Source organism: Gymnodinialimonas ceratoperidinii, from assembly GCF_019297855.1.
Classification (GTDB): Bacteria; Pseudomonadota; Alphaproteobacteria; order Rhodobacterales; family Rhodobacteraceae; genus Gymnodinialimonas; species Gymnodinialimonas ceratoperidinii.
Genome location: NZ_CP079194.1, coordinates 3,223,824 through 3,249,227, shown reverse-complemented (window position 1 = coordinate 3,249,227; position 25,404 = coordinate 3,223,824). Strand labels below are relative to the sequence as shown.

The 25,404-nt window shown below is 64.4% G+C and carries 22 protein-coding genes; 14 read left to right on the top strand and 8 right to left on the bottom strand.

All coding sequences use genetic code 11. The annotated features are described in order from the left end of the window. Positions 1-11: 11 nt before the first annotated feature. Together KYE46_RS15765 and KYE46_RS15760 are read right to left on the bottom strand one after the other, a co-directional pair. Complete coding sequence (locus tag KYE46_RS15765) at positions 12-455, bottom strand: SRPBCC family protein (protein WP_219001910.1); 444 nt, start codon at positions 453-455, stop codon at positions 12-14. Further along, positions 452-889: an ArsR/SmtB family transcription factor gene (locus KYE46_RS15760; RefSeq protein WP_346345209.1), complete on the bottom strand. Its 438-nt coding sequence runs from the start codon at positions 887-889 to the stop codon at positions 452-454. The genes KYE46_RS15765 and KYE46_RS15760 overlap by 4 nt, the downstream gene beginning before the upstream one ends. Between KYE46_RS15760 and dnaE the strand changes: the two genes are divergently transcribed. Further along, positions 888-4,421, top strand: coding sequence for a DNA polymerase III subunit alpha (gene dnaE, locus KYE46_RS15755; protein WP_219001908.1), 3,534 nt, complete (start codon positions 888-890; stop codon positions 4,419-4,421). The genes KYE46_RS15760 and dnaE overlap by 2 nt on opposite strands. A gap of 337 nt (positions 4,422-4,758) precedes the next feature. Here the strand turns inward: dnaE and KYE46_RS15750 are convergent, their stop codons facing one another. Continuing rightward, positions 4,759-5,187 (bottom strand): hypothetical protein, encoded by a 429-nt coding sequence (locus KYE46_RS15750; RefSeq protein WP_219001906.1) that lies wholly within the window; start codon positions 5,185-5,187, stop codon positions 4,759-4,761. A gap of 177 nt (positions 5,188-5,364) precedes the next feature. On the opposite strand from KYE46_RS15750, the gene KYE46_RS15745 reads away from it, so the two are divergent. Beyond that, entirely contained in the window at positions 5,365-6,594 is a 1,230-nt protein-coding gene (locus KYE46_RS15745; protein ID WP_219001904.1) for an MFS transporter, read from the top strand. A gap of 80 nt (positions 6,595-6,674) precedes the next feature. Here the strand turns inward: KYE46_RS15745 and KYE46_RS15740 are convergent, their stop codons facing one another. Beyond that, the gene (locus KYE46_RS15740) at positions 6,675-6,881 is read right to left on the bottom strand and encodes a SlyX family protein (protein ID WP_219001902.1); all 207 of its coding nucleotides are present in this window, start codon (positions 6,879-6,881) and stop codon (positions 6,675-6,677) included. A gap of 74 nt (positions 6,882-6,955) precedes the next feature. On the opposite strand from KYE46_RS15740, the gene hisS reads away from it, so the two are divergent. From hisS to KYE46_RS15720, 4 genes are all read left to right on the top strand, one after another. Beyond that, positions 6,956-8,434, top strand: a complete 1,479-nt coding sequence (hisS, locus tag KYE46_RS15735; RefSeq protein ID WP_219001899.1) for a histidine--tRNA ligase — start codon at positions 6,956-6,958, stop codon at positions 8,432-8,434. After that, a complete protein-coding gene (locus tag KYE46_RS15730) occupies positions 8,431-9,540 on the top strand; it encodes an ATP phosphoribosyltransferase regulatory subunit (protein WP_247716860.1) in 1,110 nt (369 codons plus the stop codon). The genes hisS and KYE46_RS15730 overlap by 4 nt, the downstream gene beginning before the upstream one ends. Further along, complete coding sequence (gene hisG / locus KYE46_RS15725; RefSeq protein ID WP_219001894.1) at positions 9,537-10,235, top strand: ATP phosphoribosyltransferase; 699 nt, start codon at positions 9,537-9,539, stop codon at positions 10,233-10,235. The genes KYE46_RS15730 and hisG overlap by 4 nt, the downstream gene beginning before the upstream one ends. 201 nt (positions 10,236-10,436) lie before the next feature. After that, complete coding sequence (locus KYE46_RS15720; RefSeq protein ID WP_219001892.1) at positions 10,437-11,402, top strand: porin; 966 nt, start codon at positions 10,437-10,439, stop codon at positions 11,400-11,402. A 57-nt stretch (positions 11,403-11,459) separates the two neighbouring features. On the opposite strand, the gene KYE46_RS15715 is transcribed toward KYE46_RS15720, so the two are convergent. Then, positions 11,460-11,891: a DUF1489 family protein gene (locus tag KYE46_RS15715; RefSeq protein WP_219001890.1), complete on the bottom strand. Its 432-nt coding sequence runs from the start codon at positions 11,889-11,891 to the stop codon at positions 11,460-11,462. 223 nt (positions 11,892-12,114) lie between these two features. Between KYE46_RS15715 and KYE46_RS15710 the strand changes: the two genes are divergently transcribed. Then, positions 12,115-14,709, top strand: coding sequence for an adenosylcobalamin-dependent ribonucleoside-diphosphate reductase (locus KYE46_RS15710; RefSeq protein ID WP_219001887.1), 2,595 nt, complete (start codon positions 12,115-12,117; stop codon positions 14,707-14,709). 42 nt (positions 14,710-14,751) lie between these two features. Here the strand turns inward: KYE46_RS15710 and KYE46_RS15705 are convergent, their stop codons facing one another. Beyond that, positions 14,752-16,572 (bottom strand): HWE histidine kinase domain-containing protein, encoded by a 1,821-nt coding sequence (locus KYE46_RS15705; protein WP_219001885.1) that lies wholly within the window; start codon positions 16,570-16,572, stop codon positions 14,752-14,754. A 366-nt stretch (positions 16,573-16,938) separates the two neighbouring features. Between KYE46_RS15705 and KYE46_RS15700 the strand changes: the two genes are divergently transcribed. The 6 genes from KYE46_RS15700 to KYE46_RS15675 all read left to right on the top strand — a co-directional run bounded on the left by KYE46_RS15700 (position 16,939) and on the right by KYE46_RS15675 (position 23,427). Continuing rightward, complete coding sequence (locus KYE46_RS15700; protein WP_219001882.1) at positions 16,939-17,877, top strand: lipid A-modifier LpxR family protein; 939 nt, start codon at positions 16,939-16,941, stop codon at positions 17,875-17,877. Between the two features lie 259 nt (positions 17,878-18,136). Beyond that, the gene (locus tag KYE46_RS15695; protein ID WP_247716858.1) at positions 18,137-19,108 is read left to right on the top strand and encodes a Hint domain-containing protein; all 972 of its coding nucleotides are present in this window, start codon (positions 18,137-18,139) and stop codon (positions 19,106-19,108) included. 187 nt (positions 19,109-19,295) lie between these two features. Next, entirely contained in the window at positions 19,296-19,916 is a 621-nt protein-coding gene (gene rpsD, locus KYE46_RS15690; protein WP_219001878.1) for a 30S ribosomal protein S4, read from the top strand. 137 nt (positions 19,917-20,053) lie between these two features. After that, a complete protein-coding gene (locus KYE46_RS15685; RefSeq protein ID WP_219001876.1) occupies positions 20,054-20,533 on the top strand; it encodes a pyridoxamine 5'-phosphate oxidase family protein in 480 nt (159 codons plus the stop codon). A 156-nt stretch (positions 20,534-20,689) separates the two neighbouring features. Then, the gene (locus tag KYE46_RS15680) at positions 20,690-22,111 is read left to right on the top strand and encodes a homospermidine synthase (RefSeq protein WP_219001874.1); all 1,422 of its coding nucleotides are present in this window, start codon (positions 20,690-20,692) and stop codon (positions 22,109-22,111) included. A 65-nt stretch (positions 22,112-22,176) separates the two neighbouring features. Continuing rightward, a complete protein-coding gene (locus KYE46_RS15675) occupies positions 22,177-23,427 on the top strand; it encodes an MFS transporter (RefSeq protein WP_219001872.1) in 1,251 nt (416 codons plus the stop codon). A 5-nt stretch (positions 23,428-23,432) separates the two neighbouring features. On the opposite strand, the gene KYE46_RS15670 is transcribed toward KYE46_RS15675, so the two are convergent. After that, entirely contained in the window at positions 23,433-23,894 is a 462-nt protein-coding gene (locus KYE46_RS15670) for a hypothetical protein (protein WP_219001870.1), read from the bottom strand. Next, a complete protein-coding gene (locus KYE46_RS15665; RefSeq protein WP_219001867.1) occupies positions 23,887-24,306 on the bottom strand; it encodes a hypothetical protein in 420 nt (139 codons plus the stop codon). Before KYE46_RS15665 ends, KYE46_RS15670 begins: the two co-directional genes overlap by 8 nt. 150 nt (positions 24,307-24,456) lie before the next feature. Here KYE46_RS15665 and KYE46_RS15660 point away from each other — a divergent pair, with 150 nt between their 5' ends. Then, positions 24,457-25,329: a 50S ribosomal protein L11 methyltransferase gene (locus KYE46_RS15660; RefSeq protein ID WP_219001865.1), complete on the top strand. Its 873-nt coding sequence runs from the start codon at positions 24,457-24,459 to the stop codon at positions 25,327-25,329. Positions 25,330-25,404: the final 75 nt, after the last annotated feature.

The following is a 25,404-nucleotide window of genomic DNA, read 5'->3' as shown; positions in this document are numbered from 1 at the left end:
AGGGCGTCGCGTCAGGACAGGTAACGGGTCAGGCCGTCGACCGCGTGGGACCAGCCGGATTCGACTTCGGGCAATGCCTCCGCGCCCACAAAGCTGGCCACGAAGACGGTGACGGCCATGTCGGTGCCTTTTCCTGTCGCGGTCAGCTCAAAGATCGCCATCGAGGTCGCGAAGGCGTCGCCCTCTGCCTCCAGGGTTTCGGCGTAGCTGATCCGGGTCGGCGTGATCTCGACCCAATCGGTGCGGACGGTGACGTAGGGGTTGTCGCGCGGCCCGCAGGTCGAGACCTCGCGCACGCCCGGAGCGGGATCCGGTTGGCCCTCGATCAGTACGACCATCTCGGCGTCGGGGGTGCCCCATGTCATCCGCGCCTCGGCGCTGGTCACGGCCTCCGCGACGCGCGCTGGATCGGCGCTCAGGGAGCGGGTGAAGGTGAGGGTCTTGGTGTCTGTCATCGGGTGTCCTTTTCAAGATAGGCCTCGAGGCGGCCCAGTTTGCCCTTCCAGGCGGCGCGTTGCTGATCGAGCCATGACTGGGCGGTTTGCAGGGCTTCGGGGTGCAATGTGCAGATGCGGGTGCGCCCGACTTTGCGCGAGGTCACGAGGCCCGCGCGTTCCAGTTGGGCGAGGTGTTTGAGGAAGCTGGGCAGCGCCATCTCGTGGGGCTGGGCGAGATCCTTTACCGGCGCTTCGCCCGCGCCGAGTTGCGCAATGACGGCGCGGCGCGTGGGGTCTGAGAGCGCAGTAAACAGGTGGTCGAGATTGTTATCCATATGGCTAACTAACATGCTTTGAGGATGATTGGTAGCCTTTTGGCTAAGTTTATTTATCCACAAGATCGCGTGGCCGGGCGCTGGCGTGTCGTCAGGGGGTGGGGTAGGTTTGGGCATGTCCAAATCTCCCAAGTTCATCCACCTGCGCCTGCACACCGAATACTCGCTGCTGGAAGGCGCGATGAAGGTGAAGAAAATGCCCGGCATGGTGGCCGACGCGGGCATGCCGGCCGTCGCGGTGACCGACACGAACAACATGTTCTGCGCGCTGGAATTCTCTGAGACGGCGAAGAAGGCCGGGGTGCAGCCGATCATCGGGTGCCAGATCGATGTGGCCTACGAGGTCGCGGCGCCCGGCGAGAAGCCGCGCGATCCGGCGGCGATCGTCCTGCTGGCACAGAATCGCCGGGGCTACGAGAACCTGATGAAGCTGAACTCGGCGCTCTACCTGCGCGGCGACGGCTCCTTGCCCCACGTGACGCTGCCCGAGTTGACCGAACATGCCGAGGGGCTGATCTGCCTCAGCGGCGGGCCCGACGGCCCTGTGGGTCAGCACCTGCGCGCGGCGCAACGCTCCAAGGCCGAGGCGCTGCTCACGACGCTTTCCGCGATCTATCCCAACCGCCTCTACGTTGAGTTGCAACGTCACCCGGTGGACGGCGGCCTGCCCCCGGCCGAGCGGGCGACGGAGCGGGGCCACGTGGAGCTCGCCTATGCGTTGGAGCTGCCGCTGGTCGCCACCAATGACGTCTACTTCCCCAAGCCCGAGATCTTCGAGGCCCATGACGCGATGATGTGCATTGCGCAGGGCGCTTACGTCGACCAGTCCGAGCCGCGCCGACGCCTGACGCCGCAGCATTACTTCAAGTCCCCCGAGGAGATGGCCGCGCTCTTCGCCGACCTGCCCGAGGCGCTGGAGAACACCGTCGAGATCGCGCAACGCTGCGCCTTCCGCGCCGAGACCCACGACCCGATCCTGCCGAAATTTGCCGACGACGAGGTGGCCGAGCTGCGACGCATGGCGAACGAGGGCCTGCAGGAGCGGCTCCGCGTCATCCCCCATGCGGCGTCGGTGGAGGAATACCAGAAACGGCTCGATTTCGAGCTGGAGATCATCGAGGGGATGGGCTTCCCGGGCTACTTCCTGATCGTGGCCGACTTCATCCAATGGTCGAAGGACCACAAGATCCCGGTGGGGCCGGGTCGGGGTTCGGGCGCGGGCAGCCTCGTGGCCTACGCGTTGACGATCACCGACCTCGACCCCCTGCGCTACAGCCTGCTGTTCGAACGCTTCCTGAACCCCGAGCGGATCTCGATGCCGGACTTCGACATCGACTTCTGCATGGATCGCCGGGAAGAGGTGATCCGCTACGTGCAGGAGAAATACGGCCGCGACCGGGTGGGGCAGATCATCACCTTCGGCGCGCTCCTGTCCAAGGCCGCCGTGCGCGACGTGGGCCGGGTGCTGCAGATGCCCTTCGGCCAGGTCGACCGCCTGTCGAAGATGATCCCCGTGGAGGGGGTGAAGCCGGTGGGCATTGCCCAGGCGATCAAGGACGAGCCGCGCTTCCTCGAGGAGATGCGCGAGAGTGATCAGGACAAGCGCGACGGACGGGTGAACCCGACCCGCCGCTTGATGGACTACGCCGAGAAGATCGAGGGGCTGCTACGCAACGCCTCGACCCACGCGGCGGGCGTGGTGATCGGCGACCGGCCGCTGGACGAGCTGGTGCCGCTCTACCGCGATCCGCGCTCGGACATGCCGGCGACGCAGTTCAACATGAAGTGGGTCGAGCCCGCGGGCCTTGTGAAGTTCGACTTCCTGGGCCTCAAGACCCTGACGGTGATCCAGAACGCCATCGACCTGATCCATGCCTCGGGCCGGCAGCTCCACGAGGGGCCCGATGGCAGCCGCCTCTACGAGCCGCCCGAGGGGGCGGAGAACCAGATCAACGCGATCCCGCTGGACGACAAGGCGAGTTACGATCTCTACGCCTCGGCCAAGACGGTCGCCGTGTTCCAGGTGGAAAGCTCGGGCATGATGGACGCGCTCCGGCGCATGAAGCCCGACTGTATCGAGGACATCATCGCGCTGGTGGCGCTCTACCGGCCCGGCCCGATGGAGAACATCCCGAAGTTCTGCGAGGTCAAGAACGGCACCAGCGAGCGTGACCGGCTGCATCCGACGGTGGACCACTTGCTCGACGAGACCCAGGGCATCATCGTCTACCAGGAACAGGTGATGCAAATCGCTCAGGAGATGGCGGGCTACTCGCTCGGCGGGGCCGACATGCTGCGGCGCGCCATGGGCAAAAAAATCCAGGAAGCGATGGACGCCGAGCGGCCGAAGTTTCTCGCCGGGGCAAAGGCAAACGGCGTCGACGAGGCCAAGGCGCTGGAGACCTGGGCGCTGCTCGACAAATTCGCCAACTACGGCTTCAACAAGTCCCACGCTGCAGCCTATGCGGTCGTCTCATACCAGACGGCCTGGCTGAAGGCGAACCACCCGGTGGAATTCATGGCCGCGGTGATGAACTGCGACATCCACCTGACCGACAAGCTTGCCGTCTACAAGCAGGAGGTCGACCGCATGGGGATCGAGACGCTGGCCCCCTGCGTCAACCGCTCGGCGGCGACCTTCACGGTTGAGGACGGCAAGATCCTCTACGCGCTCGGCGCGCTCAAGAACGTGGGCGTCGAGGCGATGAAGATGATCGTCGACGGCCGGCAGACCGAGCAGGGGGTGAAGCCCTATGCGACGCTTTTCGACCTGGCACGGCGGGTGGACCTCAAGCGCGTCGGCAAGCGCTCGCTGGAGATGCTGGCGCGCGCGGGCGCCTTCGACGCGCTCGACCGCAACCGGCGCCGCGTGCTCGACAGCCTCGACGGGCTGACCGCCTATTCCGGCGCGATCCACGATCAGAAGGCTTCTAGCCAGGTCTCGCTCTTCGGTGATGCCGGAGAAGATCTGCCCGAACCGCGCCTCTCCTCTGCGCCCGATTGGCTGCCCAATGAGCGGCTGGCGGCCGAGCATCAGGCGGTGGGATTCTACTTCTCCGGCCATCCGCTGGACGACTACCAGCCCGCCCTGAAGCGCCGCGGCGTGATGACCCTGCGAGAGGTGGAGCAGCGCGTTCAGCAGGGCGCCTTCGTCGCGAAAATGGCAGGTGCGGTCAGCGTCAAGCAGGAGCGCAAGAGCCAGAAGGGCAACCGCTTCGCCTTCGTCTCGCTCTCCGATCCGACGGGGCTCTACGAGATCACCATCTTCTCCGACACGCTGGAGGCCTCGCGGCAGTTCCTTGAGACCGGCAGCAACGTGATCATCCAGGCCGAGGCGACGCTGGAGGCCGACCAGTTGAAGCTTCTCGGCCGCAGCGTGCAGCCGGTGGACAACGCCATCGCCGGAGAGGCCAACGGCCTGCGCGTATTCATCGAGGACGAGACCGGCATCGTCTCGGTCGAGAGCCTGCTGGAGCGTACCGCCGCGGAGGCGGCAAAAGCGGCAAAGGGCCCGATCCACCTCTGCCTCATGGCGCCCGACCTGCCCGGCGAGGTCGAGGTGATCCTCGGCGACAGCTTCCCCGTATCCCCCCAGATCAAGGGTGCCCTGCGGTCGTTGGAAGGCGTGGTGATGGTGGAGGAGGTGTGAGGCTACATGACTGGGTAAGCTCACGCGCATCCGACCAAAGTTAAGTGCTCCAAAACTTAATCAGGCGTATCCAGCCGCAACTGCATTTCTTTGGTGCAGGTGTCGAACCGTATTTGTGAAAAGATGAAGAACGTAAGGAAAAAGATGCTCTCGTCGCTTCTCTGTCTAACGACAAAAAAAACGGCAGGCGCGCCGCTAAATCTGAAGCAACCTACCTCTCCTTCCTCGTTCCACAAATATCCCCCCGCGGGAGCGTGGGGGAGCCTGAGGCCTGAAAGGCCACAGGCGGGGGCAACGCCCCTTTAATGCGGCAACCGCGCCGAACGCACCGCTCAACTTACTGAAGCGTCGGCGCCTCATCGGACCATTCAACGAAATGGATGATGCCTTCTTCCGTCTGCGGTGCCGCGGCGAAGGCAGCGGCGACGACGTTGGCAGGGGCGCAGGAGAACCACTCGACGCCGCTGGTGTTGGTCAGCGACACGCAGATGCCGGGATAGACCTCATCGACTTCGCCCGAGAACAGAGACCATGTCGCAAAGAAATCTCCGCCTTCGGTCAGGAGGTTGCAGACCTCGACCAACCGGCTGCCGCCGTCCCAGGCGTATTGGGTCGAGACGCTGATCGCGCCGATCGCGTCGCTTGGTTCGACAAGTGCATCTGCCGCGTAGCCGCCGCCGGAGCATTCGGGCTCGGCCATCGCGGGGGCGGCGAGGAGGAGAGTGACGGGAAGGGCGAGGGCGGGGGTGAGGCGATGCATTTTCATGGGAGTTCTTTTGGCGGCGGGATTGCGCTTCTGTCAACGCACCTTTTGGTGCAGGCGTCTTTCGGTCCGTTCTCGCTGAACGCAGCGTCACAGCCGCAGGCGCTGCAGAGGTACGGGTGTCGGCGCAGAGCGGCGATTGCGGTTTCCTCTGTTGGTTCAGCGCACTAGGGTTCGCGCATGAACGACACGGATATTCTTGATACAGGGGCCTCGTGGGGCCGGTTGGCGCTTGCTTTGCTGGTTTCCTTGATCGGCAACGCGGGGATGTGGACGATCATCCTGATCTTGCCCGACGTGCAGGCCGAGTTCGACGTCTCGCGGGCCGCGGCATCGCTGCCCTACACGGCGACGATGGTCGGGTTCGGGCTCGGCAACTTCCTGATCGGGCGCGCGGTCGATCGCTTTGGCTTGGCCTGGTCGCTGGCGGCGTCGGCGATCCTAATGGGGGCGGGCTATGGCGTGGCCTCGGTCGCGCCAACGCTCGGGCTGCTTGCCGCAGCGCAGTTCTTCATCGGCTTCGGATCGGCCGCGAGCTTCGGCCCCCTGATTGCCGATGTGTCACAATGGTTCATGCGCCGAAGGGGCCTCGCCGTGGCGATCGCGGCTTCGGGCAATTACATCTCGGGTGCGGTCTGGCCGATGCTTCTGGCCGGCACCTTGGCCGCGGACGGGTGGCGAGCGGCTTATGTCGTCGTCGCGTTGAGTTGCGTTGTCGTGATGCTGCCCCTGACGTGGAGCCTGCGGAAAGGCCTTCCCGAAAACGCCATCGCGCAATCGGATGCGGCGGCGGCGATGCGGGCCAGCACCACCGGCCTCAGCCCGCGCGGCCTGACGGCTTTGCTTGCCATCGCAGGCATTGGCTGCTGCGTGGCCATGGCGATGCCGCAGGTCCATATCGTCGCCTATTGCGTCGACCTCGGCTATGGGCCGGTAGCGGGCGCGGAGATGCTGTCGCTCATGCTGCTGTTTGGCGTTGCCTCGCGGCTCATCTCTGGCGTGATGGCAGACAAGTTGGGCGGCGTGCTGACGCTTCTCGTGGGGTCCACGCTGCAGATGCTGGCGCTGTTCCTGTACCTTCCGGCAGCGGGCCTGACGTCACTTTATATCGTGTCGATGGTCTTCGGTCTCAGCCAAGGCGGGATCGTGCCCTCCTACGCCGTCATCGTCCGGGAGTACCTGCCGGCGCGCGAGGCCGGGGCGCGGGTCGGGTTCGTCATCATGTCGACGATCGCGGGCATGGCTGTGGGCGGCTGGCTGTCCGGCGTGATCTACGACGCGACCGGGTCTTACCAATGGGCGTTTCTTAACGGGATCGCCTTCAACGTTCTGAATGTGGCGGTGATGGTCTATATCCTGCTCCGCTCCCGACCGCGGCGCGGGGCGCGACCAGTGCCTGCGCCCGCTTGAGCCGGCGAAAACTCTTGCAAGAGTTTTCTCCCCATCCCTTGCAAGGGATGGTGCAGATCCTTGCAAGGATCTGGTGGCGATCACCAATGCGGCGGTTTCTGATCGGCCAGCGGGATCGAGCCGCTGTTGGCATTTGCCTCGCGTTCGGCCTCGCGCGACATCAGCATCTCGACGCGGCGGGTCAGCAGGGCGATCTCGGTATCCTGACGCGCGACCACGTCCGAGAGGTCATCGACCGTCTTGGTCAGATGCGCCAATTGCTCTTCCAATCTTGTATCTTGTGACATTTCTGTAGCCCTCCTTGCCCCGGCCCATGGCACCCGTTAGACGGTGCGCGACGTGAATTGAAGGCACCGCAGCCATGGCCAAGCAGAAAAAACAGCCCCGCCCGAAGGCAGAGACGCCCAAGGGCTTCCGCGACTACTTCGGCGCCGAGGTGGTGGAGCGGCAGGCGATGCTACGCAAGATCGCCGAGGTTTACCACCGCTACGGCTTCGATCCGCTGGAAACCAGTGCTGTTGAAACGGTCGAGGCGCTCGGCAAGTTCCTTCCCGATGTGGATCGTCCCAACGAGGGGGTCTTTGCCTTCGAGGAAGACGACAAGTGGCTGGCGCTGCGCTACGACATGACCGCGCCGCTGGCGCGCGTGGCAGCACAGTTCCGCAATGACCTGCCCGCGCCTTACCGCCGCTATACGCAAGGCCCCGTCTGGCGCAACGAGAAGCCCGGCCCCGGCCGCTTCCGGCAGTTCTACCAGTGCGATGCCGACACCGTCGGTGCGCCTTCGGTCGCCGCCGACGCGGAGATCTGCGCCATGCTCTCCGACTGCCTCGAGGCCGTGGGCATCGAGCGGGGCGATTACGTGGTGCGGGTAAACAACCGCAAGGTGCTCAACGGCGTGATGGAAGTGGCGGGCCTGTCGGGTGACGACAAGGAAGCCGAGCGCGGCATCGTGCTGCGCGCCATCGACAAGCTGGACCGCCTGGGCGAGCAGGGCGTCCGTGATCTGCTCGGCGAGGGGCGCAAGGACGAAAGCGGGGATTTCACCAGGGGCGCGGGGATAAGTCCCGAGAATGCCGAGACGATCATCGCCTTCGTGCAAGCTACCGCCGGGGATAACGAGACGACGCTCGCCAACCTCGACCGGCTTACCGAGGGGTCGGAGGTCGGCATGCAGGGCGTGTCGGAGCTGCGCCAGATCGCGGACCTACTCGCTGCGCAGGGCTACGGGCCGGACCGTATCATCATCGACCCCTCCGTGGTTCGTGGCCTCGGTTACTACACCGGCCCGGTCTACGAGGCGGAGCTGACCTTCGACGTCCAGAACGAGAAGGGTCAGACGGTCCAGTTTGGCTCCGTTGCCGGCGGGGGGCGCTACGACGATCTGGTCAAGCGCTTCACCGGGCAGGAGGTGCCGGCCACCGGCGTCTCCATCGGGGTCGACCGGCTGCTCGCCGCGCTGCGCGCCACGGGCAAGATCAAGGGCGAGGATGCGGGGCCGGTGATCGTCACCGTCATGGACCGCGACCGGATGGCGGATTACCAGGCCATGGTCGCGACCCTGCGCAATGCCGGGATCCGGGCGGAGGTCTACCTCGGCAACCCCAAGAACTTCGGCAACCAGTTGAAATACGCCGACAAGCGCCGTTCACCGGTAGCGGTGATCCAGGGTTCGGACGAGGCCGCGCGCGGGGTTGTGCAACTCAAGGACCTGGTGCTCGGGGCGAAGCTGGCGCAGGACGCCTCGCTCGAGGAATGGAAGTCGCAGCCCGCGCAAAGCGAGGTGGCCACCGGCGATCTCGTGACCGAGGTGCAGGCCATCATCGCGCGCCACCAGTGACTGCCAAGGCTGCCATACGGGCCGAGGCGGAGGCGCTTCAGGCTGCGATCACCCGCGGTGCGCCGGGCACCGTCGCCGTCGACGCGCCGATGCTGGTAAGCGCGGATACGCTACTCGACCTCTACGGCGAGGACATCCGCGCGCGCGCCTTCACCACTCAGGACCCGGACCGGGGCGAGATGATGCTGCGCCCGGACTTCACGGTGCCGGTCGTGGAAATGCACATGTCCGGCGGCGCGGAGCCTGCGCGCTACACCTACCTGGGCGAGGTCTTCCGCAAGCAGTCTGTCGGCGCGGGTCTGCCGTCGGAATACCTTCAGGTCGGCTACGAGGTCTTCGACCGAGAGGCGCCGTTGCAGGCCGACGTGGAAGTCTTTGCCCTTTTCAACGAGGCGCTGGCCGAGGTGCCGATCCGCGCGGTGACGGGCGATACCGGCGTGCTCCTGGCCGCGATCGAGGCGCTTTCGACGACAGAGGCGCGCAAGGCCGCGCTGCGGCGCCACGTCTGGCGGCCCCGTCGTTTTCGCACCCTGCTGGACAGGTTCACCGGTGCGGCGCCCGCGCCGAAGGGGCGTGAAGCCTATCTGGAAGCTGCACGAGCGCAGGGTCTCGCCGCCTTGATCGCGCAGGCCGGCCCGCCCATCGGTCTGCGCACGACGGACGAGATGACCGCTCGTCTCGAACGGCTCGAAGCCGATGCCGCCGAGCCGCCGATCGACGCGACTCAGGCAGAGGTTCTGTCAGAGCTTCTGGCGCTCAAGGCGCCCTTGGCCGAGGCGGCTGCGATCCTTTCGAATTACGCCGTAGACCTGCCAGGCCTTCAGACGGCCGTGGACCGGTTCTCTGCGCGGGTGAACGCTCTGGCCGATGCGGGCGTCGAGGTGGAGACGCTGCCGTTCGAGGCATCCTACGGGCGCACGCAGATGGAATATTACGACGGCTTCGTCTTCGGCATCCTTCCCGCGACGCCGGGGCAGCCGCCTTTGGCCACCGGCGGGCGCTATGACACCCTGACCCGCCTGCTCGGCGGCGGGCGCGAGATTCCCGCCGTGGGTGGGGTCATCCGTCCCGAGCTGGTCTTGGCCGCGAAGGAGGCCGCGCGATGATCACGCTTGGTGTGCCCTCCAAGGGTCGGTTGATGGAGAAGACGTTCCAGTGGTTCGCCGCGCGCGGCATCGAGATGCGGCGCACCGGGTCGGAGCGCGACTACGGCGCCGAAATCGCTGGCCTGCCGGTCGCTCTACGCTTGCTGGCCGCAGGCGAAATCCCGCGCGAGCTCGCAGCGGGGCGCATCCACCTGGGCGTGACCGGTAGCGATCTGGTGCAGGAACGCATCCCGGCATGGGATCAGGCGGTGGAAACCGTCGAGCGCATGGGCTTCGGCCACGCTGACCTGATCATTGCGGTCCCGGCATGGTGGGTGGACGTCACCAGCCTCGACGATCTCGACTCTGTTGCTGCCGACTTCCGCGCGACCCACGGACATCGGTTGCGGATTGCCACCAAGTACCACCGGCTGGTGCGGGACTTCCTGCGAGAGAAGGGCGTGGCCGATTACCGGCTGATCGACAGTCAGGGAGCCACCGAAGGCACGGTCGCTCACGGCACCGCCGAGGCTATTGCCGATATCACCTCCACCGGAGAAACCCTGCGGGCCAATCATTTGGCTATCTTGCAAGACGGCATGATCCACCGCTCGGAGGCCACCTTGTTTCGATCGAGGATCGCACATTGGGGGCAGGAAGAGCGTGCCAGCCTCGGTGCTGTGACAGATCTGCTGCAAGCAGGGCCAACAAAATAGGCCTCAAGCAGCCGGTGTTGCATTTTGGCGACTGGCTCGAAAAAACCGCGTGAGCGAGGGGGCTGGTTTCCCTCCAGTTGCCGCGTGGCGGCCCGTTAACTTATCTTAACAGCATTAAACGACCCGGCATATTTCAGTCGGTATTCTCAAACCTTTCACGACCAAATTTTTTCAAGAACACAGTTTATAGGACCCATTACAATGATCAGACCTGCCATTTTCGTGGGGGTGCTGGCCGCACTCCCTTCCACCACAGTCGCACAAGGCATCTCCTTCGAGGGTGCGGCGACCATCGGCTACAATTTCAACACCATCAGCGGCCTTCCCGGCGACGACCTGACCCTGAACGGGGCTTCCATCGACGTCGACGGCGACCTGCGCTTCAGCGAGCATGTGTCGGTCGGTCTCGGCTTCGGTCTTGCTTCCGGCGAGCTGGACACCGGGGGTGGAACAAACCTCGACGTTGACCTGATGAGCCTCGCCATCGAGCCGGTCTACAACTTCGGCAACGGCGGCTACGTCGGCGCCTACTACCGCACCGGCGACCTCGACATCGCCCTACTGGGGCCGCTCTCGATCGGGATCGATACCAACCAATACGGTATCTTTGGTGGCTATGACTTCGGCCAAGGCCATGTGGAAGCCTTCTACGGCGTCTCGGACCTCGACAATGACAGCCCCGGCTTCGACGTCGACATCGTGGACTATGGCCTCTCCGCCTCCTACGACGTGATGCCGGCCCTCGAGGTCTACGGCGCCGTGATGCGGACCGAGATCGGCGCGGGCGGGTCGGACTTCGACGTCACCGGCTTCTCCATCGGGGCGGACTACATGGTGAATGACGAGTTCACCCTCTATGGCGCCGTGGGCCGGACCACCTTTGTTCTGGGTGCGCCTGACGACATCCATGCCACGGGCCTGACGCTTGGTGCGTCCTACGACCTGACGGCGGCCGCCTCCATGCCCCTGCTGGTGAGTGCCGAATATTCCCACACGGTGGTCGACGGCAGTGGCCTCTTCGGGTTCGAGCCGCAGGTTGACCGTTTTGCGCTCGGCCTGACCATCCCGATCGGCAACAATGCCTCGGCGGTTCCGCTGAACTCCAACACCCGCGCGGCTCGGGGTGAGTACCGCTCCGCCATCGCGTCGGTCATCCAGTCGTTCTGATCCGGATGGACAGCAAACAGGGGCCGGGCACCGCGAGGTGGCCGGCCTTTTCATGTTCTAGAGGACGCCGATCTCGGCAAGGGCGCTTTCAAGCGCCGGGGGCAGCGGCTCCTGCTGGCGGGAGCCGGCGCGCAGATCACGCGGGGCATCTGCCGGCGCGAGATAACGCCAGCCTTGGAAGGCCCGCTTCGGGGTCGCGGCGACGCGCGTCACCTCCGGGTTCAGCACGATGCCACAGCGGTTGATGCCGTCACCCCGGTCGACAGGATCGAAGCGGATGATCGGCTGACGGCACAGGATGACGCCCTTGAAAACCCAATAGAGCGAGCCGCCGTTCAGCACCTCGTCCGCGCGCTTCGGCCACATGCGTGTGACGTGGCGCGGCAGACCGTCCGCACCCTTGGCGCGGGCGCTGGATTGCCAGTTCAGCAAGTCCTCGACGCAAGTCGCGCCAACGCAAAGCTTCAGCATGTGTGTGGTAGCAGGCAACAGGCATTCCCCAAGATGATGTAGCCTTAAAGTTAACATGCGCGGGGTGGGTAACAAGACCTCACGCGACAACCCTGCGTGAAAGCGCCGATGAAACGGCGGTGAAGCCTCTCTCGCTGACGGTGAGGCAAGGCGCAGAAATGGCGTCCGGTTTGCGTGGCGCTTCGGCGGAAAAGAGGCTATCTTGGGTCTCCGCACTCTCATCGATCAAGGACTCTCTGCCGTGAGCCGTTTCTCTGCCCCCATCGCTGAACAAATCTGGGACATGAAATATCGCCTCAAGGAGGCGGACGGCACGCCCGTGGATGCCGGTGTCGAGGATACCTGGCGCCGCATCGCCCGCGCGCTGGCCGAGGTCGAGACCGACAAGGAGACGTGGGAGGAAAAATTCTACGGCGCGCTGGAGGATTTCAAATATCTGCCCGCCGGCCGCATCGTTGCCGGGGCGGGCACCGGGCGCTCCGTGACGCTGTTCAACTGCTTCGTCATGGGCACCGTGCCCGACAGCATGGGCGGCATCTTCGACATGTTGAAAGAGGCCGCGCTGACAATGCAGCAGGGCGGCGGCATCGGCTACGATTTCTCCACCATCCGGCCCAAGGGTGCGGCGGTCAGCGGTGTGGCGGCGGATGCCTCCGGCCCGCTGAGCTTCATGGACGTCTGGGACGCCATGTGCCGCACGATCATGTCGGCCGGTTCGCGCCGCGGCGCGATGATGGCGACGATGCGCTGCGATCATCCCGATATCGAGGCCTTCATCGCCGCCAAGCAAGACCCCGCGCGGTTGCGGATGTTCAACATGTCGGTGCTGGCGACCGACCCCTTCATGGAGGCGGTCGAGGCCGACGGCCCGTGGGATCTCGTCTTCGGCGGACGCGTCTACCGCACCGTGCAGGCGCGCGATCTGTGGAACCAGATCATGCGCGCGACCTATGATTACGCCGAGCCGGGCGTCATCTTCATCGACCGCATCAACGCCGAGAACAACCTCAACTATGCCGAGACCATCTGCGCCACCAATCCGTGCGGCGAGCAGCCTCTGCCGCCCTATGGCGCGTGCCTGCTCGGGTCGGTGAACCTTGCGCAGCTGGTGGAGACGCCGTTCGAGGGCGGCACGCTGAACGCGGAAAAGCTGGCTGATCTGACGGCCACGGCGATCCGGATGATGGACAACGTGGTCGACGCCTCGCGTTTCCCGCTGGAGGCGCAGGCCGCCGAGGCGGCGGCGAAGCGTCGGATCGGTCTGGGTGTGACCGGCCTTGCTGACGCGCTGGCCATGTGCGGACTGCGCTATGGCTCGGAAGAGGCCGCCCGGAAGACCGGCGAGTGGATGGCACTGATCGCCAATGCCGCCTACCGCGCCTCGGCCGAGCTGGCTGCCGAGAAGGGGGCCTTCCCGCTCTTCGACGCGGCGGAATACGCGCGCGCACCGATGGTGCAGCGGCTCGATGCGGATGTGCAGGAACTGATCGCGAAGCATGGGTTGCGCAACGCGCTTCTCACGTCCATCGCGCCCACGGGCACGATCTCTCTCTTCGCGGGCAATGTCTCTTCCGGGATCGAGCCGATCTTCGCCAATGCCTACACCCGCAAGGTGTTGCAGGTGGACGGCACCCGGACCGAGGAGGAGGTCGTCGATTTCGCGGTCTCCAAGTGGCGCGAGTTGCACGGCGACGCGCCGCTGCCCGATTACTTCGTCAACGCGCAGACACTGGCGCCGCTCGATCACGTGCGGATGCAGGCCGCCGCGCAGCCTTGGATCGACAGCAGCATTTCCAAGACGATCAACGTGCCCGCCGACATCAGCTTCGAGGCCTTCAAGGACGTCTATGCCGAGGCCTATGCCACCGGCTGCAAGGGCTGCACGACCTATCGCCCGAACGATGTGACGGGGAGCGTGTTGAGTGTGGCTGAGACGCCGGTCGCGGTGCTTCCATCGTTGGAAACAACCGCAGAGCGCGTGATCTGGGCGCAAAAAGCGGCGGGCTTCGAGACGCAGCAGGAAGCTGCTGACGCAGCCGGCGTCAAGCGGAGCGCATATTCCCATTGGGTGGTGGATGGCGCGCAGGAGCTATCGAAGAAGGGCGCCGAAGCATTGGCTGCAATTTTCAATGTCTCTCCCGGCTGGCTCCTCTTCGGAGACGCGGACACGCCCGGCGGCACGCCGGGCAGCGCCGTTCCGCCCCCCCGGGGCGGCGCTTCGCACCTCCCCGACGGCCCGGCGCAGCCCTCTGTCGAGAGCGAGGATTCCCCCGCGACGCCGATGGAAATGTCCTCCGGCTCCAGTGAAGTCGTCTACATGTCCGAGCCGCTGCAGCGCCCCGGCGAGTTGGAGGGCAATACCTACAAGGTCAAATGGCCCGACAGCGAACATGCGCTCTACATCACGATCAACGACATCGTGCTGAACGGCCACCGGCGCCCCTTCGAGGTCTTCATCAACTCCAAGAACATGGAGCATTTCGCCTGGACCGTGGCGCTGACCCGGATGATCTCGGCGGTGTTCCGGCGCGGCGGTGACGTGTCTTTCGTGGTCGAGGAACTCAAGGCCGTCTTCGACCCGCGCGGCGGCGCTTGGATGCAGGGCAAATACGTGCCCTCGATCCTCGCGGCCATCGGTGGCGTGATCGAGAAACACATGATCGCGACGGGCTTTCTGGCGGGCGAGGGGATGGGCCTCAAGTCCGACCCGCAGGCCGAAGTGGTGAACATCGGCCATCGCCCCGGTCCGGCCTGCCCCTCCTGCGGTCAATACGACTTGCGGATGATGGAGGGCTGCCTGACCTGCGGGTCCTGTGGACATTCCAAATGCGGATGAGACCTGCGCGGGCCGATTAGGCCTGCGCCGCGCGTCGCGCTGTCAGGAACCGTCGTCCTCGGCGGCAAGCAATGTCTCGAGCTTCTGGGTCAATTCCTCGGCACGGACGGGCTTGTCGACCAGCGGCGCGCCGCGGAAGCCTTCGGGCAGTTGGTGCGCCGAATAGCCTGACAGCACGATGAACGGCGTGCCGTTCTCGGTCAATCTCGCGGCAATCGGCTCGGACGTCTCGCGGCCAAGGTTCACATCCAGCACGGCGCCGTCACAGCTTTTCTTGTCAAGCAGCGCCAGCGCGCCTTTGACGCTGCCCACGGGGCCGAGGACGCCGTAGCCCTCGTCTTTCAGCAGGAAGGCCATATCGGCGGCAACCAGCGCCTCGTCTTCCACGATCAGCACAACCGGTTGATGACGCTCCGTTGCGGTCTCGGGCGGTGCCGTCGCGCTGTCCGTTGCATCCAGCTTCGAGTTGCCGGTCAAGAGGTTGCAATTTTCGCAATCGAGCTGCCAGACGAACCCTTCGGGCTCGTAGCGCGCCGTGACCTTTCCGCCGGTGTTCATCTCGACCATGTCGGTCGTGACCGTGTAGCCGAACCCCGTCTTTTCAGGCTCCGATACGGCCGGGCCGCCGCTTTCCTTCCAGGTCAGTTGGAAGCCGGTCTTGGGATCGGCTTCGGTTCCGATCGACCACGTGATGGTGACTTCACCGTCATCATCGGACAGCGCGCCGTATTTCGAGGCATTCGTGGCCAGCTCGTGCAGCGCCATCCCGACGGTCTGCGCCGCATCCGGCGAGAGAGAGATTTCTCCGCCCTCGATCAGGATGCGATCGCCCACGAGGCCCGCAAAATGAACCAGCTGCGAATGGACCAGTTCGATCAGCGGCACGTCGCGCCAGGTGTGGTTCACCAGGACATCCTGTGAGGCGGCCAACCCCCTGAGGCGATTTCCGAAGCGACGCAGGAAATCTTCCGCGTCCGTGTGCTCGGTCTGGCGCGCGATTGCCAGCACGAGGCTCAGCAGGTTCTTCGCGCGGTGATTGACCTCACGCAGCAGCAGTTCGTTGTGTTTCTGGTGCTTCTTGTGCTCGGAATTGTCCCTGAACAGGATCGCGACCAGACCCTTGGCCTCATCAATCCGAAACGCGAAGACGTCGAAGGATCGCCCGAGAAACTCCGAGTTCTCTTCGAAACGCTTCGGCTCGCCACTGCGCGCCACATCGCCGTAGATCTCGTACCAATGTTCTTCCAGATCGGGGGCGGCCTTGCGCAACCAGGCGCCCAGAATTTCGCGCGGAAAACCGGTATTGTCGTAAAAGGCGGAGTTTGCTTCGACGACGCGGTAATCGATCTGGCCATTGCCGTTGTCGAGGTTCACTTCGACAACGCAGAGCCCTTCTTCCAGCCCCTCGAATATCGAATTGTATTTTGCAACCGAGGCGCGCGAGATCGCCAAATCGTCAATCACGATATCCCGCGCGCCATCGGTCCGGGCGACCGGCAGGATGAGCGCGCCGACGACATCGCCGTTTTCATCCCGCACGGGGCTGAAATGCTGGTCAAATTTTGTCGTCTTCAACGAGGACGCTTCGCCCCGGAAGGCCTGCGCGACGGCTTCGGCGACCACGTCCTCGACGTCGAGAAATATCTCGGACAGGTCGCAGCCAAGCTCGGGCGCGCGACCGTTGAGACAGGCGAGATAGGCATCGTTATAGGCAACCACCGCACAGTGTTTCGCGCAGATCAGTGCCATCGGGAGGTCTGTCCCGAGCACGACGTCCCGCGCCGCGTGCAGCGCAGGGGACCAGGCACCGGCCGGGCCAAGGGTCGTAATCGTCCAGTCCTTGTTCTGAACACGTTCGGCCATGGTACGACCACCCGAAGCGGGTGCACCAATGCCGTGTTCAGTTAGATCTGCCATTTCGTCCACTTGGGTATTGCGCATCTCGAAGGTGTGATCAGCTAGCACCTTTAAATGTTCAGAGGTAAGGGTAGCTCGTAGCTATTATCGCCCATTTCAATAGGCTTAGGCAACTTTCTGCCAATCCGTGCGGAATTGGCGCTCTGGAAAGCAAAAAAATTGAGCGTGCAGAGGGTGTCACCAAGCTGCCGCAGGGCAGGGGCCTTTCGTCTGCACGGGGCGCTTTTCCCGCGCTTCGCCGTCAATCGGTGCTAAAAAGGCCACAAATCACCGGCATCATGGCCGGAACGAAAAAACGAGCAGGCAGCAGTAATGGCATTCTTCACGCGCGGGGCGGTGGCCCTTTCCATGGTTGCAACCCTTTGGGGCGGCGGCGCCGTTCAGGCGCAGGACGACGGCCTGACGCGTCTTGGGATCGTGCAGATTTTCGACAACGATTGGTTCGGCATGCCTGTGGGCGACCGCTATGATCGCTGGCGCACGGGCGCCTATCAGGTCAGCGGTTTCTGGGGTCAGGATGACTGGGACGGCACGCTGCCATACGCGCCTTTCGACCTGATCGAATTCCGTTTCCGCGGCGAGATCATCGCGCCTGACAACCTCGCAGCACCGGCTGCAGGCGATCGCCATTACGCGCCGATCCTGTCCTTTGGAGCTGCCACGCACTTCGATTATCGCGGGCTGGAGGTGTCTGCCGGCGCCGATCTGGTGCTTACGGGCGAGCAGACGGGCCTGATGGATGTGCATGACGGCATCCACCGGACCTTCGGTGGCGCAGACGTCGACCTGTCGGACTTCATGGTCGAGGACGGCGTCTATCTGAATGCGACACTGGAGGGCGGCCGCACGTTCGACTGGGGCAACAATCAGGTTCGTCCCTTCGTGGAGGCGCAGGCCGGGTTCGAGAATCTCGTGCGCGTGGGCGCAGACCTGCGTCTGGGCAGCTACGATCCGGACTCTCTCCTGATCCGCGATGCGACGACGGGTCAGCGCATCGTGGCGGTGCCGGGCGAAAGCGTCGGCGGCTGGAGCTTCACGCTCGGCGCGGATGCGGCCTACGTGGAGAGCTCGGTCCTTCTGCCCGACACCGGTCCGGCCCATGAGGACATGCGCTACCGCGTGCGGGGCGGCGTGGGTCATGGCTACGGTCCTGCCGATTTCTTCTACGGCGTGACCTACCTTTCCGAGGAATTCGAAGGGCAGGACGAAGGCCAGTTGGTCGGCACGCTGTCCCTGATGCTGCGGTTCTGAGGCCGCGAGGACTCACTTTCCACGCTTTTGCGAATCGCCCTCTTCCCAGAGCGAATCACCTCTGCTAGCGTCGCCGGCAAGACCCGGGGATCAACCACCGGGTCACGCCATAATTCGGCGAGGCAAGGGCATACATATGGGTACGGGCTTTCAGGGCGCGTTCGTGATTGCATGGGCGCAAACCTGCATTGAAGGGTTTCCGGCAGAACCAGAAATAGAACTGGTCGAAGGAATGAGTTGGAGTTGGCATGGTCAACTTATGCCGCTGGATGGAGATCCGGCGGCCCTGCTCCTGACGGCCAGCCGGGACCAAGATGAGCTCCGTTCCCGTGCGGCGCGGGTGGTGCGCAAGTTATTGCAGCACCCCGCGCCGGGCGCTGCAGAATTCGCCGCCGCAGATGCGGACCCGCTGTTTCGCGGCGCCTTCATCGTCAGCGATGGCGCGAAGTTCCACACCATCGTTCCGATCCTTCTGGAAGACGGCGCAGCCCCGTTGCTGTTGTTCGCAGGCAATCCGCCGCCCTCAGGGCGCGAATTGACGATCGTACATCGCAACGAACAGACCCTGACACCGACCCCCTCGGACGCGCCGGCAGTGATCTGCTTCACACCCGGCACGCGCATTCGAACCGAGGATGGCGATGTTGCAATCGAAGAACTTGGCACCGGCGACCGGGTTCTGACCCGCGACAACGGCCCGCAAGAGGTTCTGTGGTCCGGCCATCGCCGGATGTCGGGCGCACGGCTCTTTGCGATGCCGGATCAACGTCCGATCCGGATGCGGGCCGGGGCGCTTGGCATCGACCGGCCCGATGAGGATCTGATCGTCTCGCCCGAGCACCGGGTTCTGGTCACGGGACGTGCCGCGATGGACCTATGGGGCGAGAAGGAGGTGCTGGTGCGTGCCGCCGACCTCGTGGGAGACAGCCGCGTCACCGTTGATCATTCCTTGCGCGAGACATTCTACATCCACCTGATGCTGGACCGGCACGAGGTGGTCTGGGCCAACGGCCTCGAGGTCGAAAGCTTCCATCCCGGCTTCATGGGTCTCGACCACCTTACCAACCTGCAGCGCACGTCGATGCTCGAGATGCGCCCGGAGCTGGCCGAGAACCCCCATGCCTACGGCGCGCCCGCGCGACGGATGCTCAGCCGGGCCGAGGCGGCGATCCTGATCAACGGGGCGCCAACGAAACCGCTGGCGGCGCGCTCGATGTACGGCGCTCATTGACAGCCCCCTGAACCCCCTCTAAAGACCGCCCAGATCCCGGCAGCGATGCCGGGGTTTTTATTGGTGTTGGTGGCCCCCGCAAGGGGATCCCTGTCAGAGCTACGGCTCAGAGGACAACGCCCTTCATATCGCGGTCTGGAGCTTCTCGGTGAGAGGCGGCAGGGCGCACAACCGAAGGAGAACAGCCGTGACCAAACGCACGTCTGCCAAGTACAAGATCGACCGCCGGATGGGTGAAAACATCTGGGGCCGTCCGAAATCCCCCGTCAACCGTCGCGAGTACGGCCCCGGCCAGCACGGCCAGCGTCGCAAGGGCAAGCTGTCCGACTTCGGTCTGCAGCTGCGCGCCAAGCAGAAGCTGAAGGGCTACTACGGCGACCTGACCGAGAAGCAGTTCCGCCGCATCTACGCCGAAGCCGAGCGTCTGCGCGGTGACACCGGTGAATTCCTGATCGGTCTGCTGGAGCGTCGCCTCGACGCCGTCGTCTACCGTGCCAAGTTCGTCCCGACCGTCTTCGCGGCGCGTCAGTTCGTGAACCACGGCCACGTCACGGTGAACGGCAAGAAGGTCAACATCCCTTCCTACCGTGTACAGGAAGGCGACGTGATCGCCGTTCGCGACAAGTCCAAGCAGCTCGCCGTTGTTCTGGAAGCCGTGCAACTGGCCGAGCGCGATGTGCCCGACTACATCGACGCCGACCACAACAAGATGACCGCGACTTTCGTGCGCACACCGGGTCTGGGCGATGTGCCGTACCCTGTCGTCATGGAGCCGAACCTCGTCGTGGAATTCTACGCGAAGAACTAATCTTCGCGCACCACCAGAGATTTCAGAAGGCCGCCTCAATCGGGGCGGCCTTTTTCGTGGCACGCCCCTGCGGCTGCGGGAACCCAAGGTGCACACGGGCCGTTCCCTTCCTGAACACTCATGAAGGAGAGAACACCATGGCCGATCTTAAACGCGAATTCTGGGACCGGGTGGAAGATGTCCACTCGGGCATGTTGGGCATCAAGGGGCAGGGCCGTCTCGTGCCGATGTCCCCCCAGATCGACGATGACGTGCCGGGCGCCGTGTGGTTCATCACCGCCAAGGGCACCGATCTGGCCAAGGGCGTGGAGTCCGGCCCACGGGACGCGCAATTTGTCGTGGCCAACGATAGCGAAGGCCTCTGGGCCGATATCGACGGTACGCTGGAGCGCTCAACCGACCGTGAAGCGCTGGACGAGGTCTGGAACTTCGTTGCCGACGCGTGGTTCGAGGGCGGCAAACATGACCCCGACGTCTGCCTGCTGAAGTTCACGCCGGCATCGGGCGAAGTCTCGATCACCGAGGGCGGGGGCGCCAAGTTCCTCTACGAGATCGCCAAGGCCCACGTGACGGACCAGAAGCCTGATGAAGGCGAACAGGGCCCCGTCACGTTCTGATCGCCGGAACACACGAATACCTGCAAGGCCGCTCCGACAAAAGGGGCGGCCTTTATCGTTGAGCGAATGCACGGCGCGCGTGGAGATTGCTCTATCTACAGTTTCTTTTTGAACGACACCCCCCTATGAAGCGGGCAGTTTTCTAAGGGGGATTCCATGGCCGACACGCATCCAGTCTACGCGAAAATCGAGGGTCCGATCGTGATGATCGGCTTCGGGTCGATCGGGAAGGGCACCTGGCCCCTGATCGAGCGGCACTTCGATTACGACCATGACCGCTTCACGGTGATCGAACCCGATGCCCGCCAGCATGACTTCCTGCGCGAGCAGGGCTTGGCCTTCGACGACACCGCCCTGACCCCCGACAATTACCGCGAGGTTCTGGGCCGCCTGCTGGAGCCCGGCAAAGGTTTTTGCGTGAACCTCAGCGTCGATACGTCCTCGCTCGACCTGATGAAGTTCTGCCGCGAGATCGGGGTGCCTTACATCGACACCGTGGTCGAGCCATGGGCGGGCTATTACTTCGGCACCACCGACAATGCGAAGCGCACCAACTACGCCCTGCGTCAGGCCGTGCGCGACGAGAAGGCCGCCAACTCCGGCGGCACCACGGCGGTCTCCTGCTGCGGCGCGAACCCCGGCATGGTCTCGTGGTTTGTGAAGGAAGGGCTGCTGACGCTCGCGAAAGACACCGGCCACGACGCAACCGCCCCGTCGGATCGCGCGGGGTGGGCGAAGCTGATGCAATCGCTTGGCGTCAAGGGCGTCCACATCGCCGAGCGCGATACGCAAGTCCGGCTGGAGCCGCGACCGCGCGGCGTCTTCGTGAACACCTGGTCGGTGGAGGGCTTCATCTCGGAAGGCTTCCAGCCCGCTGAGCTCGGGTGGGGCACGCACGAGCCGTGGTTCCCCGAGAACGCTCACCGTCAGGAAGAGGGCTGCAGGGCCGCGATCTGGATGGAGCGTCCCGGCGCTGTGACACGGGTACACACATGGTGCCCGACACCGGGGCCGCAGTTCGGCTATCTCGTGACCCACAACGAAGCCGTCTCGATCAGCGATTATTACACCGTGGGCGAGGGCCACGACCCTGAGTTCCGCCCCACCTGCCACTATGCCTACCACCCCTGCGACGATGCGGTTCTCTCGCTGCACGAGATGTTCGGCTCGGGCGAGACCCAGACCGAGCACCACATCCTGGGCGAGGACGAGATCGTGGAGGGCATCGACGAGTTGGGCGTGCTGCTTTACGGCCACGAGAAGAACGCTCTCTGGTTCGGCTCGCGCCTGTCGAACGAGGAAGCGAAGACGCTCGCCCCCTACCAGAACGCCACCGGCCTGCAGGTGACAAGCGCCGTGCTCGCCGGCATGGTCTGGGCACTGGAAAACCCCAATGCGGGAATCGTGGAAAGCGACGAGATGGACCACGCGCGCTGCCTCGAAGTGCAGCGCCCCTACCTCGGCCCGGTCGAGGCGCATTACACCGATTGGACGCCGCTTCAGGATCGGTGGGAGCTGTTCGACGAGAACCTCGATACCGACGAGCCCTGGGCCTTCCGCAACGTGCTGGCCACCTGACGGGTCATCCGGCAAAAGCGACGCGCTCTCTCGCCATTCCCTCGGGATCGGCGTAAGTGCTCTGCATGGCTCTCGGAGACTCACTCAGAACGATCACCCTCGAAGAGGCGCGCGCCTTGCCCCCTTGGCGCCGCCCGACCGCGTTGTTGGCGCTGATGGCCTTCGCGATGCCGGTGGCCTTCGCCACGTGGTCCGCGCTCCTCAACAACTTCGTGGTCGAGGTCGCGGCCTTCGACGGCTCGGACATCGGGTGGCTCCACACGGTGCGCGAAATCCCCGGATTCCTCGCGATCGGCGTGATCTTCCTGCTGCTGTTCATCCGCGAGCAGGTCCTGGGCCTGTGCGCGCTTCTCCTCCTGGGGGTCGCTACCGCGCTGACGGCGCAGTTCCCCTCCATGGGCGGGCTTCTGATCGTGACGCTGCTCTCCTCCATCGGCTTTCACTACTACGAGACGGTGAACCAATCGCTCCTGCTGCAATGGGTCGAGAAAGAGCGCGCGCCGCAGGTGCTTGGCGCCATGCTCGGCGTCGGATCCGGCGCGACGCTGCTGGCCTACCTGCTGATCGTGGCGACCTGGGACGCCTATGACCTGAGCTACGATCTGATTTACTGGGTGTCGGGCGGCGCAACGGCCCTGATCGCCGTCCTCTGCTTCCTGCTCTTTCCGCAGTTCGAAAGCCCGAACCCGCAGCGCAAGGAAATGGTGCTGCGCAAGCGCTACTGGCTCTACTACGCGATGCAGTTCATGTCGGGGTCCCGGCGTCAGATCTTCGTGGTCTTCGTGCCCTTCATGATGGTCGAGCGCTACGCCTTCGAGGCCGATGACATCACCCGTCTGCTGATGGCAGGCTTTGCAGTGAACATGTTCCTCGCGCCGATCTTCGGTCGCGTCGTCGCGCGGGTCGGTGAGCGCTTGGCACTGATCGTAGAATACTCGGGTCTGGCGCTGGTTTTCGTCGGTTACATGGCGCTGTACTTCATGGACCTGGGGTGGGTCTTCGCCTCGGTCCTCTACGTGGTGAACCAGTTGTTCTTCGGACTAGCCCTCGCCATCAAGACCTACTTCCAGAAGATCGCGTCACCCGAAGACATCGCACCGACGGCGGCAGTGGCCTTCACCATCAACCACATCGCGGCTGTCTTCCTGCCGGCGGCCCTTGGCTATCTCTGGCTCACCTCGCCCACGGCGGTTTTCGTGGCGGCGTCTGCCATGGCGCTGATCTCGCTGGCATTGTCCTGCCTCGTGCCGCGCCACCCGATGCAGGGGCACGAGACCATCATCGCCCGGTTCAACGCGCCTCAGCCCGCCGAGTGATCCACTCAGATGTCGGTGCCGGCTCTCGGGCAGAGCGGCGTGATGTCGAAGGATTGGATCAAGCCGCCAAGAAGCTCGACCCGCAGGGCGCTCTCACAGCCGGAAACCGCCTCCCCGACACCGTAGAGCTCCGTGAAGCGCCCGTCGCCCCGGCCATGGCTGCTGCGCGAGGAGAAGCCGATGTGGTCCCAAGGTTCGATCTCGCCAAAGATCCGCGCCAGCCCACCCGGACCGACCTGCGCTGACAGCGAGGGGTGGAGCAGCGCAACCGCTTCGCTGTGTTCTTCGGCCGCGATGTGGGTCAGGAACGCCCGAGACACGGCCACGTCGTCGCGCTGCCCGCCGAACGCCATCCAGATCAAGGCGCCCATGAAGGTCACGCTCGCGAGTGCGAGAGAGATCGGAACGATCGCGCGTCGGAAGGCACTGGGTCGGTCTGATTGGTCGGCAAGCATCGGGTCAGACATCAGAGGCGCCCTCGCGGCAAAGAGGCTCGATCTCGAAGGCCGTGATCAACCCGTCCACCAACGTGAACCGCAGGGTGCTTTCGCAACCGGCGTCGGTGCTTCCCGTCCCCGACAGCTCTGTCCTGCGAGTGCCGTTCGATGTGGAGAAACTGACAGAGGGAAAGCTGATCTGGGTGTAGGGCGCCATCTGCGCCATCATGCCCGACAGCTCCTCGACGCTGACGTGGGCGTGGACCGTGGGGTGCAGCAATGCGTGGGCTTGCGCCGTTTCTTGCGCGGCGGCGTGGGTCATGAACAGACGCGATGTCTCCGAGTCCCCCCTTTGGCCCGCGAAACCGAAATAGAACGCGCTGGCGATGACGACAGCGGCCCCCAGAAGCGTAACGAGAAGGCCGCGCGGTCCCTTGATCATGGCCTGTCCCTTCCTGAAGCCTGCCAAGCGCAGGTTAGACCATTTCGCACGGCCCGGCGATCTGCGGTTTTCCTCCAATACCCGGCGGCATCATTTGCCTTGGCGCATCAAAGCGGCTACCGAACGGCGACACATCGGATCGGAGTTCCCATGCCTACCTGGACCGCCTTGACCACCTTGCCGCAAAAGCCTCCTGCCGAAGCCTTGGGAGAGGCGTTGGAACAGCTCGATCCCGCGCCCACCGGCGTCGGCGTGTTCGAGTTGGAAGATGGCTCGGGGCTCTACGAGGTCGGCGCCTATTTCGTCGAGGCACCCGATGAGATCGGCCTCGCGGTCCTTGCGGCAGCCCACGGCGCGAAGGATTTTGCCGTCTCGGAAATCCCTGAGACCGATTGGGTCGCCCATGTCCGGCGCGAGCTTCATCCGGTCGAGGCGGGGCGCTTCTTTCTCTACGGCAGCCACGATGCCGACAAGGTGCCCGAAGGCTGCGTTCCACTGCTGATCGAGGCGGCGATGGCATTCGGGACCGGGCACCACGGGACGACAAAGGGTTGTCTCGAGGCTGTGGACAAACTGTTTACGGACGGGTTTTCGCCACAATCTGTGGCCGACATCGGCTGCGGAACAGCCGTCCTCGCGATTGCTGCGGCGAAGGTTCTGGACCTCCCCGTGATGGCGTCTGACATCGATCCGCAAGCGGTCGACGTGGCCCTCGTGAACGCCAATGCCAACGGCGTCGGTGGCTTGGTATCCTGCGTCGAGGCACCGGGATTCGACCATGAGGCCTTGGTGGAAAACGGGCCTTACGACCTTGTTTTTGCTAACATTTTGAAGGGGCCGCTGATCGAGCTGGCGCCGGATATCGCGGCCCAGACTAATGCGCAGGGCTTCGTCATTCTGTCAGGTCTCCTGACCGCTCAGGCCGAGGATGTGATCGCCGCCTACGAGGCGCAAAACCTCTCGGTCCACGCTCGGTCCGAGATCGGGGAATGGTCGACTTTGACGCTCCGCAAGGGGGCCTGACCCGGCGACGTGCGGCGGCGTTGGATTGCCCAAAAGTTGTCGTAATTGCACCGGATCATTGCTATATTCATCTAC